The 13,360-nt window shown below is 62.3% G+C and carries 12 protein-coding genes and 1 pseudogene; 6 read left to right on the top strand and 7 right to left on the bottom strand.

Translation table 11 applies throughout. The annotated features are described in order from the left end of the window. Positions 1 to 404 precede the first annotated feature (404 nt). From IC66_RS0139100 to IC66_RS0139085, 4 genes are all read left to right on the top strand, one after another. Positions 405 to 671, top strand: coding sequence for a hypothetical protein (locus IC66_RS0139100; RefSeq protein ID WP_038951165.1), 267 nt, complete (start codon positions 405 to 407; stop codon positions 669 to 671). Continuing rightward, entirely contained in the window at positions 664 to 960 is a 297-nt protein-coding gene (locus tag IC66_RS0139095; RefSeq protein WP_038951164.1) for a hypothetical protein, read from the top strand. The genes IC66_RS0139100 and IC66_RS0139095 overlap by 8 nt, the downstream gene beginning before the upstream one ends. A 190-nt stretch (positions 961 to 1,150) precedes the next feature. Continuing rightward, positions 1,151 to 1,429 (top strand): DUF1488 family protein, encoded by a 279-nt coding sequence (locus IC66_RS0139090; protein ID WP_028141851.1) that lies wholly within the window; start codon positions 1,151 to 1,153, stop codon positions 1,427 to 1,429. A 91-nt stretch (positions 1,430 to 1,520) separates the two neighbouring features. Beyond that, positions 1,521 to 2,201 (top strand): hypothetical protein, encoded by a 681-nt coding sequence (locus tag IC66_RS0139085; protein WP_038951163.1) that lies wholly within the window; start codon positions 1,521 to 1,523, stop codon positions 2,199 to 2,201. 301 nt (positions 2,202 to 2,502) lie between these two features. On the opposite strand, the gene ftsZ is transcribed toward IC66_RS0139085, so the two are convergent. The 7 genes and pseudogenes from ftsZ to rpmB form a co-directional block, all read right to left on the bottom strand. Further along, on the bottom strand, positions 2,503 to 3,759 hold the full coding sequence (ftsZ, locus tag IC66_RS0139080; RefSeq protein WP_038951161.1) for a cell division protein FtsZ: 1,257 nt from the start codon (positions 3,757 to 3,759) through the stop codon (positions 2,503 to 2,505). Between the two features lie 197 nt (positions 3,760 to 3,956). Beyond that, positions 3,957 to 4,469: a hypothetical protein gene (locus tag IC66_RS0139075; protein WP_038951160.1), complete on the bottom strand. Its 513-nt coding sequence runs from the start codon at positions 4,467 to 4,469 to the stop codon at positions 3,957 to 3,959. Positions 4,470 to 4,586: 117 nt separating this feature from the next. Further along, positions 4,587 to 4,772, bottom strand: a pseudogene (locus IC66_RS46815) (phospholipase effector Tle1 domain-containing protein); the annotation flags it as partial. Between the two features lie 114 nt (positions 4,773 to 4,886). Continuing rightward, on the bottom strand, positions 4,887 to 6,101 hold the full coding sequence (locus IC66_RS44270) for a DUF2235 domain-containing protein (RefSeq protein WP_083859398.1): 1,215 nt from the start codon (positions 6,099 to 6,101) through the stop codon (positions 4,887 to 4,889). Positions 6,102 to 6,149: 48 nt separating this feature from the next. Further along, positions 6,150 to 7,361 (bottom strand): ATP-dependent nuclease, encoded by a 1,212-nt coding sequence (locus tag IC66_RS44265; protein WP_157158176.1) that lies wholly within the window; start codon positions 7,359 to 7,361, stop codon positions 6,150 to 6,152. Beyond that, entirely contained in the window at positions 7,327 to 7,971 is a 645-nt protein-coding gene (locus tag IC66_RS46810; protein WP_157158175.1) for a hypothetical protein, read from the bottom strand. The genes IC66_RS44265 and IC66_RS46810 overlap by 35 nt, the downstream gene beginning before the upstream one ends. A 215-nt stretch (positions 7,972 to 8,186) precedes the next feature. Continuing rightward, complete coding sequence (gene rpmB, locus IC66_RS0139050; protein ID WP_028141842.1) at positions 8,187 to 8,498, bottom strand: 50S ribosomal protein L28; 312 nt, start codon at positions 8,496 to 8,498, stop codon at positions 8,187 to 8,189. Positions 8,499 to 8,994: 496 nt separating this feature from the next. Between rpmB and IC66_RS0139045 the strand changes: the two genes are divergently transcribed. Both IC66_RS0139045 and IC66_RS0139040 read left to right on the top strand, forming a co-directional pair. Continuing rightward, on the top strand, positions 8,995 to 9,879 hold the full coding sequence (locus IC66_RS0139045; RefSeq protein WP_028141841.1) for a DUF3108 domain-containing protein: 885 nt from the start codon (positions 8,995 to 8,997) through the stop codon (positions 9,877 to 9,879). Between the two features lie 729 nt (positions 9,880 to 10,608). Then, on the top strand, positions 10,609 to 13,360 hold a 2,752-nt coding region (locus tag IC66_RS0139040), incomplete at its 3' end, for a helicase-related protein (RefSeq protein WP_038951158.1).

Genomic DNA, 13,360 nt, shown 5'->3' with positions numbered 1-13,360 from the left:
TGGCGCTGCCGCGGCCGAGATTGGCGCAGCCATATTCGTTGGTGGCGCTGACGAGATAGGGCACGCGAATGGCCCTAGCCATTGAAGATGGCCGCCGCGCACACCAGCAGCAGAAGGAACAGCGGAACCACCACCGGCGGCACGATCCATTCGGAAAGGCGAAACTGCGACATGCTTGCTCCTGCTCGAACTTGCGGCGGGAGCGCACGTGACCCTCAGTCACCGGTCGAAGCCGTTGCGAGATGTGCGGTGATGCGATGACTCTACGCCTGCACCGCGCCGATAGCGAGGGCTAAAACGCCGCGCGCGCCGCCGACAATAACGCTGGCTATTGCCGCGCAACGCGCGCATGCTCGCGCTCGCCAGCGTCCGGTGGGGCCCCTCTTTTTGAAAGGCAGGCGCGCATGACCATCCGCTCGCGGCACGAATTCGTGACGTTCAAGCATCCGTTTCACATCCGCGGCATTGCGCGCGAACTGCCGGCGGGCCGCTACGAGGTCGTCACCGACGAGGAGATGATCGAGGGCCTGTCGTTCGCCGCCTGGCGCCGCGTCGCCACCATGATCACGGTGCCCAAGGAGGGCGCGCGCGGCGACATCACGGAAGTGCATGCGATCGGCTCGGTCGACCTCGCGGACGCTCAACGCATCGATGCGACCGCCCATGACTGATGTTCCGGTCGAGCTCGACAAGCACCGCGGCATGGCCGCGCAAAAGGCCACCGATCTGCGCCGCGCGCTGTCCGAGGTCGAGAACAATGTCCGCGAGCTGCGCGAGCGCGAGGCCGATCTCGAAAGCCGCATGCTGACGGTGCCGGCGATGTCGTGGCCGGAAGCCGCGGTGAAGGCCCGCTATCTGCTCAACCTCTATGCCGCCGGCCTGCCCGCCGAGGACACCCGCCACCGCGCGCTGGTGGCCGCCCTGTTCGACGATTTCGCAAGGCTCAACGGCGACGGCTGAAGGCGGCCGCCCCACGGGTGTCGTCCCGGACAAGCGAAGCGCAGATCCAGGACCCATAGCCACGGAATTGAGTTGTTGCAGATGCTCGTGCCACGGCGTGCTTGAATCAAGCCGACCGGGTCACAGGTCCCGGCCCCCCGTTGCGCAATGGCGCACCAGGCCGGGACGCGCGCAGTACAGGAGTAACCCCATGACGCTCACCAGCGGCCGTTTCATCGGCCACGACCAGGACCGCGGCATCGTCCAGTTCTCGATGCAGGACGGCGCGAAGGAATTCGCCTGCGCGATCTCGACCTCCGCCATGGACGATCTCGAGCGCGGCCCGCGCGCCCGCCCCAATGAGCGCGAAGCCCAGTTCACCCGCCTGCGCGAGCGCATCGAAGCCTGCGCGGGACGGAAGTACCAGGCGACGGAGTTCGAAGGCACTCCGCCGGGGATCGTGCTGCGGAGCATTGATTTTCGGGGGTAGGGGACACGGACGGCCCCATTGCCCCTCATCTGTTGATATTAACCCCTTGTTAACCATGCGGTTGCCTAATGTTGACGATGGGGGGATCACCATGTCGGCCCATGTGACGCGACCGAGGTTGATGCCTGTTTCGGCCGATCCGGCCATCCGGTCGGTGGCGAGGCTGGCGGTTCGCGCCAGGGCCGTCCTACAGGGCAAAGCGCCTGTCCTACGGAGCAAAGCCATGTTCGGAAAGGACGACTTAGTGGACAATCTCAGCCGCGATCTCGATCGCGCGCGCGGACGACGCGATGCGCTCGCATCCGAAGCCACGACCCTGACGGCGCAGATCGCCGAAATCGAAGCCCGCCTTTCTGAAGAGAAGAAAAGGCGGGAGCGTGAGCGCGTCCTGAGCGAGATCGAATTGATCAAGACGCGAGTCAAGCAGGCCGCCGGCGCGTTTGCGCCCGTCGTCGACGGTCTCTCGAGCGCGATCGAGCAGGCTGCGGCCGTCGTGCCCGAGGCGCGCGAGCTCAATAGTTTCCTCGTGTCGGTGGCGACTGAGATCGACAGCGTGCTCGATCCCCTCTTGCGCGAACTGGATCAGCGTGCGGATGCGGTGCGATCCGGACAGGCAGCGCTGGACTTGCCGAGTTCGGCCGTTGAAGCGCCGCCCATCGAGCTGCCGAAAGACCCCAACGAACGCCTGCTTCGTTTTCCGGCCTGGCTGTCGCGCGACAAGGAGTCGGACAAGAAGGAAACCGCGGAGAGCCCGCGCAGCACGGCAGCGTGAAGCATCGGCGGCTGGTTTCGTTGCGGCGCATCCTTCGAGACGCCCGATCGAGGCGGGCTCCTCAGGATGAGGACTCGTTTCCGCGGCGAGATATCAAACATTCATGGTGAGGCGCCCGCCAAAGCGGGAGAGTTGTTGTTTACTCCGTCATTCCGGGGCGCGCCTCTTGGCGCGAGCCCGGAATCCATACTCACGATGGTGGTTATGGATCCCGGGCTCGCGACTTCGTCGCGCCCCGGGATGACGACCTGTTGTTGGACTCCGTAGTCGACATGCAAGGAACCGCGGCTCTCTCGACCCCTCAGTTGGCGGCGCGGCGCAGGAAGGCCGGGATATCGAGAACGGCCTCGTCGGGCGCATTGCGCGCAGGCGCGCGGCCGTAAGGATCGAGCGGCTGAAGCGCCGCCTGCCGCGCATGGTCCAGGCCCGGCCGTGCCGGTGGCCCCACGGGGTGGTGCGGCTGCGGGCGGAGCGGCGGGCTGCCCGCTTGCGGAATGGGTGCGCTGCGCTCGATGCGATCGGCGATGCGGCGGCTGTCGTTGCGCAGCCTGCCGGCGAGCTGCGTGAGGGCGGTTTCCACCGGCAGCGCCTGCGCCGGGTCGAGATTGTCGATACCGGTCGCCACCACCGAGACGCGGACGATGCCTTCGAGGCTTTCGTCAAAGGACGCGCCGACGATGATGTTGGCGTCCGGGTCGGCCTCGTCGCGAATGCGGCTGGCCGCTTCGTCGACCTCGTACAGCATGAGATCCTTGCCGCCGGTGATGGAGATGATGAGACCACTGGCGCGCTTGATCGAGGGGTTCTCGATCAACGGATTGGAGATCGCGGCGACGGCGGCGGCGAGCACGCGCTTCTCGCCGGAGGCCTCGCCTCGTCCCATCATGGCCTTGCCCTTCTCCTTCATGACGGAGAGGACGTCGGCAAAATCGAGATTGATCAGGCCTTCCTTGACGATGAGGTCGCTGATGCAGGCCACGCCCGAATAAAGCACCTGGTCGGCAAGGGCGAAGGCATCGGCGAATGTGGTCTTGTCGCTGGCCACCCGGAACAGGTTCTGGTTCGGGATGATCAGGAGGGTGTCGACCGTCTTCAGCAGCTCCTCGATGCCGGCCTCGGCAAAGCGCATGCGGCGCTGGCCCTCGAAGTAGAACGGCTTGGTGACCACGCCGATCGTGAGAATGCCGAGCTCGCGCGCGGTCCTGGCGACGACGGGTGCAGCTCCGGTGCCGGTGCCGCCGCCCATCCCGGCCGTCACGAACACCATGTGCGCGCCGGTCAACTGATTGCGGATCGCATCGATGGCCTCCTCGGCTGCGGCGCGGCCCAGTTCCGGCTGCGAGCCGGCGCCGAGGCCTGCGGTGACATGTGTGCCGAGCTGGATGAGGTGCTTCGCCTTCGACATGGCCAGCGCCTGCGCGTCGGTGTTGGCGACCACGAACTCGACCCCTTGCAGCCCGGCCGTGATCATGTTGTTGACGGCATTGCCGCCTGCGCCGCCGACACCGAACACGACGATGCGGGCCTTCATTTCATGAATATCGATATTGCCAGCCATTTGTCCCTCGCGATTGGTCCGGCAAGCCGGGGATGGAGAAGTCTTCGAGTGCTACCTGCAAAAGCATGATCCGGACCCGAAGGGCCGCGTGAGCGCAAAGTGCGAAGCGGTTTTCCCTCGCGACAAACGCGCAACGCGTTTGCGCGGAGATCATGCTCGAACAAAAACCTGGAGCGCGATGACGATTCATCCCAATCTCATCGCGCTCTAGCCGCGCGATCTGCTTTGACGATGGCGGCGGCCAGATGTCCTAATCGCCGCGCAGCGTGTCCCGCGATCGAGCCGCCCCGGCGATCGCTCCGCAGCGCCGTCACTTCGTCTTCCAGTCGTGCCGCCCACGCATTGGCTGCCATGGTCTCGGCGGTCGCCTGCTGCAACTCGACGACGAGGCGATCGGCGCGCTCCCGCTCGCGCTCGAACACGGCCCTGTAGGCAGTTGCAACGTCTTCGAGCCGCGCGATCTCCGCCTTGAAGGCCTCGGTCTTGACGGCCTCGATCCTTGCCATGGAGGCGGCAATCGGGTCTGCCCGGCGGGCACGTCGCGGGCGGGGCGTGTACCGGAGCTCGTCGAGATCAACGCTCACCAGGGCCTTGCCGTCATCCGAACGCGAGCGCGGCAGCCGGCGTCGTCGCGCCAGCGACCGCGCGGCCTCGCGCGAGATATCGAGGCGGGCACTGAGATCGGCATACGTCAACAACGCAACGCACATCGGCGCTTCTCCTGGAGCGAACCGGGAAGGCATTTCGAGCTAATGATGGCTGGACGATTACAGCAGGCTAGGGTGCGTTGGTTAATGAACGGTTAACGCGCGCGCGGTGCTGTTTACCGGTGGCGGCACCGGGCCGATCCTGGGATCGGAGAGCACCATCTGCAGCGGCTGGGTTTGGTCTCGCGGAGGGCAGCCGTAGAGCTTCAGGACGTTGGAGATGTTTTCCGAGATCTCGTTGCCGGTGCCGTCACAGCAGATGACGAGGTTTTCGAGGAGGGGTTGTGTCGGTGTTGGCTGCGTGATCCACGGGATGCGCCTCGGGCGGATGCTACCGGGGCGGGTATAGCGGGAATTTGGTCGCAAGCGTGCGCCGATACAAGCAATCCGCAGTTTTGCTTACCACCAAAATCGCAGCACTCAGAGCGGGGGAAGGGACAGCGGGAAGGTGCCGTAAGTATGGGGGACATTGACTGGTCGGTAACTCGGCAATTCGTTCATCCGCCTAATCGCAGACTCGTGAAGTATTGCGCCTTCGGGAATGACGCGCGGCTCACAATCAGGAACGTAAAAGCCCAGCAACGACCTTCGTTCCGGCCATTCTCTGTATACAGCACTTTTTGGAATATACTCGATCACTCGCCAAGCACTTGTCATTGAATCATGCGCGATGCCAGCGATATCAGGGGCACTATGCTTGAACGGGTTGCCCGGTGCCGGCATTCCCCAAGCAAGTTGACTTACAATTTGCGGATCAAAGTTGAGGCCACATTTCGCGGCTTCTTCAATCATCCAGAGAAGGGGGTATTTTGATAGCGCGCTCTCAGCTTCTGGATACCCGCCGCCAATATCTGCGTGAACGCCAGCAAACCAAACTTGCAAACTGTCTTGCGGTTCGGTCCTGACGACTTGAGCAAATCGATCACGAACAAATTCTTGGGAGTCATCCCATTTTTTCAGGCGAAACATGCAGCGCCGTTCGTCGATAGCGATTGCTTGTCGAAAAATTTTGACGCTGGGGTTGCGTAGCGTGAAGGCGAGTTCCTCCAGGCTTGGCAAGAACAATCGGTCGGCGCGCGGAACGATCACGCTCGCCACCGTGTCCCAGACTCCGATGAAGTGAATGGTCGGCCAACGAGTTGGCCAGTATGTTGTCAGATAGGTGAGGTTGTCATAGCCGACAGTTGCGGTTGATGTGCTATTCTGGAAATCTGAGGATTGCTTGTAGGCAATCAGCCTACTTGACTTAAAATTAGCCTGTTCTGGATAAAGTAATCCCACGGCATGGATTAAGCCCGCAAGTGCGCGCACCGCGAACGCTCCGCAGGAGAATCCGAGAAGGTAGATATGATCTCCCTCTTGATAATTTCGTATCAAAAAATCATAGGCTGACAGTACATTCTCGTCGAATCCGTAGCCTGTTGTAATTCCAATCGTCGTACGAACATTTTCTCGTAATCTAATCCAGGAAGTCTCCCCTGGGCCCGGTGTTCCAACGCCTGGATCGTAGTAGACTAGTTGTCGAACCGTGTTGCTCTCATTCTTTCGGAGGCAATGGTAGAACTTCAACACATTAGAAATGTTGTCGCCGCGTTCGCTGTTTATCCAGTCGCAGCAAATAACCAAATTTTTCATGTCTAGTGGTCTCAACGACTTGAAGTGCTCTAGGCGGAGCCTGAGCGGTTAGGCCGCGCTTCTGAATCGTTCGAAAATAGCAATGATATCTTGGAAGACCTTCTCTGGTTCTACGTTGTGCAGGTACAGCTGCTTGAGTCGGCCAACAGATATATCCGCCTCCGACGCGAATTTGTTGAGTATAAATCTGCCTGGAAGGTCGGCTCTCCATATTGGATCGTCAGTTGCGACCGCTTTTGAGAGTCGCTCGAATTCCGAGTTGACTAAGTCGCTCACCAATCTTCTGTCCAGCCCTACTTGAACGCGAGTTAGTTCATTGTCCAATTTCGCTTGCATCAATTGACACAAGGCTGCTGGCGATCTTGCTTCAACTGCCCCTCTGGGCATCACGCTCACATTGCCAACTTTCGCTCGGATCTCCGCAGTGACGTTCAGCGCAACTGCATACGGGACAGCTTCCCCAGCAATTTTTAGTAATCGCTTCCTTATCTCTGCGGCGTTCCGAAGCCATGAATCAGGAGGCTCGATTTGTTGGAAGCAGGTCGCGTAGGTCTGCTCATCTAGAAAGTAGTTTTCCAGGTGATACCTAGGCAAAGCCGTTACTCGGTTCGATTCATCTTTCGTGACCGCATTGCGGCCGATAATAATTGCAGCATCGCGATCGCACAGAAGATAGAAGCGGACACCCCAGATCGTCTTACTCACTATGTTCGAGTATGCATCCGCAAACGATCTAATCGAATCTTTGCCGCCGGCTGGCACAAGAACAAATTCCGGAAAGCGGTTTTTGAGGATCGCGCTATACGTCAACTTGTCGAGGCTGGCTTCTTCGCCTTCGATTAGAACTAGCTTTTTTCCGAGAGATATTACGCCTATCGATTGACCTAGTGCCTGCAGAGCGTGATGCGTTTGATCGTCTCGATTGACAATCAGGGCCTGGTTGTCGAGGTCGGCTTGAGGCTGTCTCACGAATACGACCGTATTTTCGAGCGACGCAGATATTATTTCTGGTGAATGAGTAGAGAACAAGAATTGATTGCGTTTGCCTGCAGAAACCAGCGTTTGCAGAAGTTTGTAGCTGAGCTCGGGGTGAAGGTGCAGTTCGGGCTCATCGAAAACGACTATGCAATCTTCAGGGCCTCGCAAGATAAAATCGAACACAATATTGATTACTTCGCGTTCGCCTGAGCTAAGGCGTTCGATAGGCAGCTTTACACCTTCCGTTTCAAAATAGATTTGTTGGTCGCGTGTATACTTCAATGAGCTTCTTGGGCGCCAACAGATGCCAAAAGGCATCCTTAAATGGCCGGAGAATGTCTGGGATGTCCAACGGCATAGATGTCTCGCCAGCGCGTTGACGAGTAAGTGCTTCCTCCGCAATTTGCCTTTTTTGGCCTTCTACCATCCTGAACAATGAGTGGCGGACGTCGTCGTGACGGTTCGACATTGGGACAAACGACATACTCCAGCTTAGTTCTTCTGATAGAGGATCGCCGATGTCCCAGCCGAATACATATTGTGATACGTTTCGGATTGCTCGATCGCTGTCGAAATTGAGAAATGAACTTTTGTACTGATTGCGTCTTTGATTTCTCTGCAATGTTGTTCGTAGCAGTCCCGCGTCATTGCCATTTCGAGGGTCTAGTGTTGACTTGCCCCATCGTTCGCGTTCGTCATCACAGGTAGCCTCGACCGTCATGTGCACATTTGGAGACGCCCCCGGATTTTGGGCGAAGCCAATCAACGCGGAACTAATGTGGGTTTTTCCGACACCATTGGGGCCGGCGAACACAACGATGTCGGCCATGCCGCGGACGGAGATTCGCTTCAGCGGTCCCACATTGACCAGTTCAAAAGAGGTAATTCGCATGCATGCAGACTCGTATAATTGAAAGCCGAAGCTTAACGAGAGCTGTGGGCGACAACTAGAGCTTGTCTATTGGCCCGATGCGCTTCTTGTGCATTCTTCGCCGGCCCCAAAAACAAAAACGGCCGGATCTTCCGATCCGGCCGCAACGCAAACTCACACTAGCTAGACCTACGCCACGCGACGCAACCTAGCCCCCGCCCAATTTCCGAAAAACTTTAGCTGGCCTTCTTGGCCGGTGCGGCTGTCGGGCCGACCTTCTTCTGGATGGCGCGCTTCAGCTCGAGGGCGCGGGGCGACAGAAGGTCGGCCTTGGCCTTGAGCAGGAAGGCATCGAGGCCGCCATTGTGGTCGACGCTCTTGACCGCGTTGGTCGAGACGCGCAGGCGCACGTTGCGCTCGAGGGCTTCGCTGATGAACGTCACGTTGACGAGGTTCGGCAGGAAGCGGCGCTTGGTCTTGATGTTGGAGTGGCTGACCTTGTGGCCGACGAGGGGGCCCTTGGCCGTCAGTTCGCAGCGGCGAGACATGGTAGAAATCCTTAAGTTTCGAACCCCTAACGAGTGCGGCCGCCATTCTGGGCGCCACGGGGGCTAATTCTTTCGTCCTTGCAGGGAGCGGGCGGACGTATAGGGGGGAAGGGGCGGGCAGTCAAGGTTTTGGACGGTCTTTTCGCCTCTCCCCGCCTGCGGGGAGAGGCCGGAATGCGCGCGAATAGCGCGGATTCCGGGTGAGGGGGCGTCTCCGCGGGGGAGGGGGCCGCCTATGACCTCAACTATCACCGCCCTCGCGGAGAGCCCCCCTCACCCCGACCCTCTCCCCGCAAGCGGGGCGAGGGGGAAAAGGCAGCGGGAGAGGCGAAGCCGATCACCAAAACGGCAATGTTTGTCGCGCCTTACCATCACATAAAGGGCGTATTCGCGCCTGAAGACTCCGGTGGAGTTCCCGGCCTCATGCGCTCCGACACATTGCTCGCCGCGGTTTTTGGCTTAAGTAACAACCGTCGCGCCCCGATTGGATTGTTTCGTGCTCACAACGTCCCCTTTTGCGCCAGAACAGCGCTCAGTCCGCCCGCGCTTTGCCGGCTGGCTGGCGGCGCTTTGCGGCGTGATCCTTCCCTTGGCGCTGGCCTGGGGCGCGGTGCCCGCGGCGGCGCAGGGTAAGCTCGAAGCGCAATATGAGGCCTCGCTGGCCGGCATTCCCGTCGGCAAAGGCGGCTGGAATATCGACATCCAGGACGACGTGTTCTCGGCGGCGGCCGCGGGCGGCACCTCGGGGCTGCTGAAGTCGTTCACCGGCGGCTCCGGCACCGGCGCCAGCCAAGGGCGCATCGTTGGCGGCGCGCTGGTGGCGACCGGCTACCAGGCCTCCACCACCACCTCGAAGAAGACCGAAGAGATCCGCATCACGCTCGACAAGGGCAATGTGAAGGATTTTGCCATTCTGCCGGAGCCGCCGGTCGATCCGGACCGTATCGTCGTCACCGACGCGCATCGCCGCGGCGTCTGGGACCCCATGACGGCCTCGCTGCTGCGCGTGCCCGGCAATGGCGACCCAGTCTCGCCGGACGCCTGCCACAACTCGGCCCCCGTGTTCGACGGCCGCATGCGCTACGATCTGAAGCTTGATTTCAAGCGCATGGAGAACGTGAAGGCGGAGAAGGGCTATCACGGCCCGGTGGTGGTTTGTTCGCTCTATTTCGTGCCTGTCGCCGGCTACATCCCCGACCGCCCCGTGATCAAATATCTCGCCGCCCAGCGCAACATCGAGATCGCGTTTGCCCCCGTCGCCGGCACCCGCGTCCTGGTCCCGTTCTGGCTGAAAGTGCCGACGCCCCTGGGGCCGGCCATGCTGGAAGCGACCAGCTTCATCACCACGGCGCAGCCGCCCCGCGTGGCGAAGACGCAGTAAGCGGCGGCGGTGGTCCCGTTTACCCTCCCCTGGAGGGGGAGGGTCGATCGCGCGCAGCGCGAGCGGGGTGGGGTGATCTCTCCACACGAAGACTGCCCGTGGGGAGAGATCACCCCACCCCGTCACGCAATCTCGCTTCGCTCGCTCGCGTGCCGACCCTCCCCCTCCAGGGGAGGGTAAGGGATCTCGCAAAATCAACCACTTACCTACTGTGCATGGGGTTGTTTTCGCAAAAATTGGTCCCGGCGGCTCCGGTCCTGGAATCCATTTGACTCCTCCCCGATTCTGATTCGACTCCGCGCCGTCCCCAACTTAAGGCTTTGCGCCATCGAAACGTCACTTGTACGGCAGCCCAAAACTCCATCTAGTTGCAGCCAACAAGACTCCCGCGACATGTTGCGTGAACGGAACATGACTCCGGGGGGAGTCAGCGATTCGGCCGCGATTCGTTCTAGAGTCGTTCCGAAGCTTAAAACCAACGGGAAAAGCGTCGCAAAGTGAGACAGTTGCGCGAGGTTTTTCTCCCTCGCCCCGCTTGCGGGGAGAGGGTCGGGGTGAGGGGGAGTCTCCACAGATGCGGTGACAGATGGACTCGCGGAGAGTCCCCCTCACCCGGCGCTTTGCGCCGACCTCTCCCCGCAAGCGGGGCGAGGTGACTTCCAAGCGCTGCCCGCCCCCGCCCACAACAGCACTGACATTCGCCCAAATCGCCACTACCTAATCCCCCAGATGCCCTTTTCCTCCTCCCCCTTCGCTTCCGAGCGCGCGCCGTCCGATCGCGTGCCTGGCGCCGGCGTCACTGCGGTGCTCGGGCCGACCAACACCGGCAAGACCCATCTCGCCATCGAGCGGATGCTGGCGCACCCTTCCGGGATGATCGGGCTGCCGCTGCGCCTGCTCGCGCGCGAGGTCTACAACAAGATCGCCGCGCGGGTCGGAGCCGAGGCGGTCGCGCTCGTCACCGGCGAGGAGAAGATCAAGCCGAAGAGCCCGCGCTATTGGGTCTCGACCGTCGAGGCGATGCCGCGCGACCTCGACGTTTCCTTCCTCGCCGTCGACGAGGTCCAGATCGCCAGCGATCTCGAACGCGGCCACGTCTTCACCGATCGCATCCTCAACCGCCGCGGCCGCGACGAGACGCTGCTCCTGGGCGCGGCCACGATGCGCCCGATCATCGAGCGGCTGTTGCCGGGCGTCTCCATGATCACGCGGCCGCGCCTGTCGCAGCTGGAATTCGCCGGCGATCGCAAGATCACGCGCCAGCCGCGCCGCACCGCGATCGTCGCGTTCTCGGCCGATGAAGTCTACGCCATCGCCGAGCTGATCCGCCGCCAGCATGGCGGCGCCGCCGTGGTGCTGGGCTCGCTCTCACCGCGCACCCGCAATGCGCAGGTGGCGATGTTCCAGAACGGCGATGTCGATTATCTCGTCGCCACCGACGCCGTCGGCATGGGTCTCAATCTCGACGTCGACCACGTCGCCTTCGCCTCCGACCGCAAGTTCGACGGCTACCAGTTCCGCCGGCTGACGCCGTCCGAATTCGCGCAGATCGCGGGGCGCGCCGGCCGCGCCACGCGCAACGGCACTTTCGGCACCACCGGCCGCTGCGCGCCGTTCGAGCCCGAGCTCGTCAACGCGCTGCAGAACCACACCTTCGATCCCGTGAAGATGCTGCAATGGCGCAACGCCAGGCTGGATTTCTCCTCGCTCGGCGCGCTCCAGGTGTCCCTGAACCTCGCCCCAGGCCACGAGGCGCTGACGCGCGCCCCTGTCGCCGAGGACATGCGCGTGCTCGACCATGCCGCCCGCGACGTCGAGGTGCGCGATATCGCGCATGGCAAGGCGGCGGTGGAGCGGCTGTGGGAGGCCTGCCAGGTCCCCGATTACCGGAAACTGTCGCCGGCCGCCCATGCCGAGCTGGTGACCACGCTGTACGGCTTCCTGATGCGGAAGAGCTGCATCCCCGACGCCTGGTTCGAGGCCCAGATCACCCAGGCCGACCGCGTCGACGGCGACATCGACACGCTGTCGGCCCGGATCGCGCAGATCCGCACCTGGACCTTCGTCGCCAACCGCCCGGACTGGCTGAAAGACCCCGAACGCTGGCAGGGGATCGCCCGCGAGGTCGAAAATAAATTATCGGATGCGCTCCATGAACGCTTGACTGAGCGTTTCGTTGATCGCCGGACCAGTGTATTGATGCGCCGCCTGCGGGAGAACACGAGCTTGAATACTGAAATCGGCAAGACCGGCGAAGTCATCGTCGAAGGCCATGTCATCGGCCGCCTCGACGGCTTCACCTTTGCACCGGATGCGGCGGAAGCTGGTTCGGATGCGAAAGCCTTGCAGGCTGCAGCGCAAGCAGTGCTCGCCGGCGAGATCAACACGCGCGCCGAAAAGCTCGGCAACGCGCCGGACGATCAGTTCGTGCTGACCTCGGAAGGCACCATCCGCTGGACCGGCGACGCCGTGGCGCGGCTGTCTGCCGCAGAGGAGGCGCTGCATCCGCGCATCCGCATCATCTCGGACGAGCGTCTCACCGGGGCGCCGCGCGAAAAAGTGCAGGCCCGGCTCGAGCTCTGGCTCAAGACGCATGTCGAGAAGCTGCTCGGGCCGATGTTCGAGCTCTCCAAGGCCGAGGACGTCACCGGCATCGCCCGCGGCATCGCCTATCAGCTCGTCGAGGCGCTCGGCGTGCTGGAGCGGCCCAAGATCGCGAACGAGCTGAAGGATCTCGACCAGCCCTCGCGCGCGGTGCTGCGCAAATACGGCGTCCGTTTCGGCGCCTATCACATCTATTTCCCGGGCCTTTTGAAGCCTGCCGCGCGCGCGCTGGCAGCGCTGTTGTGGGCGCTGAAGCAGGACAATGTCGATCTGTCCTCGCTGTCGGGCGCGCAGCATCTGGCGAGCTCGGGCCGTACCTCGTTCCCGGTCGACAAGGCGCTGCCGCGCGATGCCTATCGCGTGCTCGGCTACAAGCAGGCCGGCGAACGCGCCGTGCGCGTCGACATCCTGGAGCGTCTTGCCGATCTGATCCGCCCGGCGCTGGCCTGGCGCGAGAACGCGTCCGGCGAAAAGCCGGCCGGCGCCTTCGATGGCCGCAGTTTCGTGGTGACGCAGGCGATGACCTCGCTCACCGGCTCCGCAGGCGAGGATTTCGCCTCGGTGCTGCGTGCGCTCGGCTATCGCATGGAGAAGCGTCCGCCGCTGCCGCAAAAGCCGGCCGTGGTGGAAACGGTCGCGGTCGAGACGCCGCCGGCTGAAGAAAGCGCCGACTCCTCGACCGAGGCCGTTGCCGGCCTGCCGGCGGAGCCCTCCACCGAAGCGGTCGCCGAGCCGGTCACCGTCGAAGATGCGCCCGGCATGGAGGTGCAGGACGAGCCGGCCCAGGAGGCCGAGCCCGTGCTGGAAGCCTCTCCGGAGGCCCCCGTGACGCCCGAAGACGCCCCCGGCATTGCGCCGCCGGCGGAAGAGCCCGCTG

Origin of the sequence: Bradyrhizobium genomosp. III, assembly GCF_000261705.1 — a bacterium.
Classification (GTDB): domain Bacteria; phylum Pseudomonadota; class Alphaproteobacteria; order Rhizobiales; family Xanthobacteraceae; genus Bradyrhizobium; species Bradyrhizobium ottawaense.
Note: the sequence above shows the minus strand (reverse complement) of the source record. Positions and strands in the feature narration are given on the sequence as shown.

Excerpts from the sequence above, each read along its gene's own strand:
- IC66_RS0139090 (WP_028141851.1), top strand. The coding sequence starts at position 1,151 with ATGACGCTCACCAGCGGCCGTTTCATCGGCCACGACCAGGACCGCGGC.
- IC66_RS46810 (WP_157158175.1), bottom strand. The coding sequence starts at position 7,971 with ATGCGAATTACCTCTTTTGAACTGGTCAATGTGGGACCGCTGAAGCGA.
- IC66_RS0139095 (WP_038951164.1), top strand. The coding sequence starts at position 664 with ATGACTGATGTTCCGGTCGAGCTCGACAAGCACCGCGGCATGGCCGCG.
- IC66_RS0139100 (WP_038951165.1), top strand. The coding sequence starts at position 405 with ATGACCATCCGCTCGCGGCACGAATTCGTGACGTTCAAGCATCCGTTT.
- rpmB (WP_028141842.1), bottom strand. The coding sequence starts at position 8,498 with ATGTCTCGCCGCTGCGAACTGACGGCCAAGGGCCCCCTCGTCGGCCAC.
- ftsZ (WP_038951161.1), bottom strand. The coding sequence starts at position 3,759 with ATGGCTGGCAATATCGATATTCATGAAATGAAGGCCCGCATCGTCGTG.
- IC66_RS0139085 (WP_038951163.1), top strand. The coding sequence starts at position 1,521 with ATGTCGGCCCATGTGACGCGACCGAGGTTGATGCCTGTTTCGGCCGAT.
- IC66_RS44270 (WP_083859398.1), bottom strand. The coding sequence starts at position 6,101 with ATGAAAAATTTGGTTATTTGCTGCGACTGGATAAACAGCGAACGCGGC.
- IC66_RS0139075 (WP_038951160.1), bottom strand. The coding sequence starts at position 4,469 with ATGTGCGTTGCGTTGTTGACGTATGCCGATCTCAGTGCCCGCCTCGAT.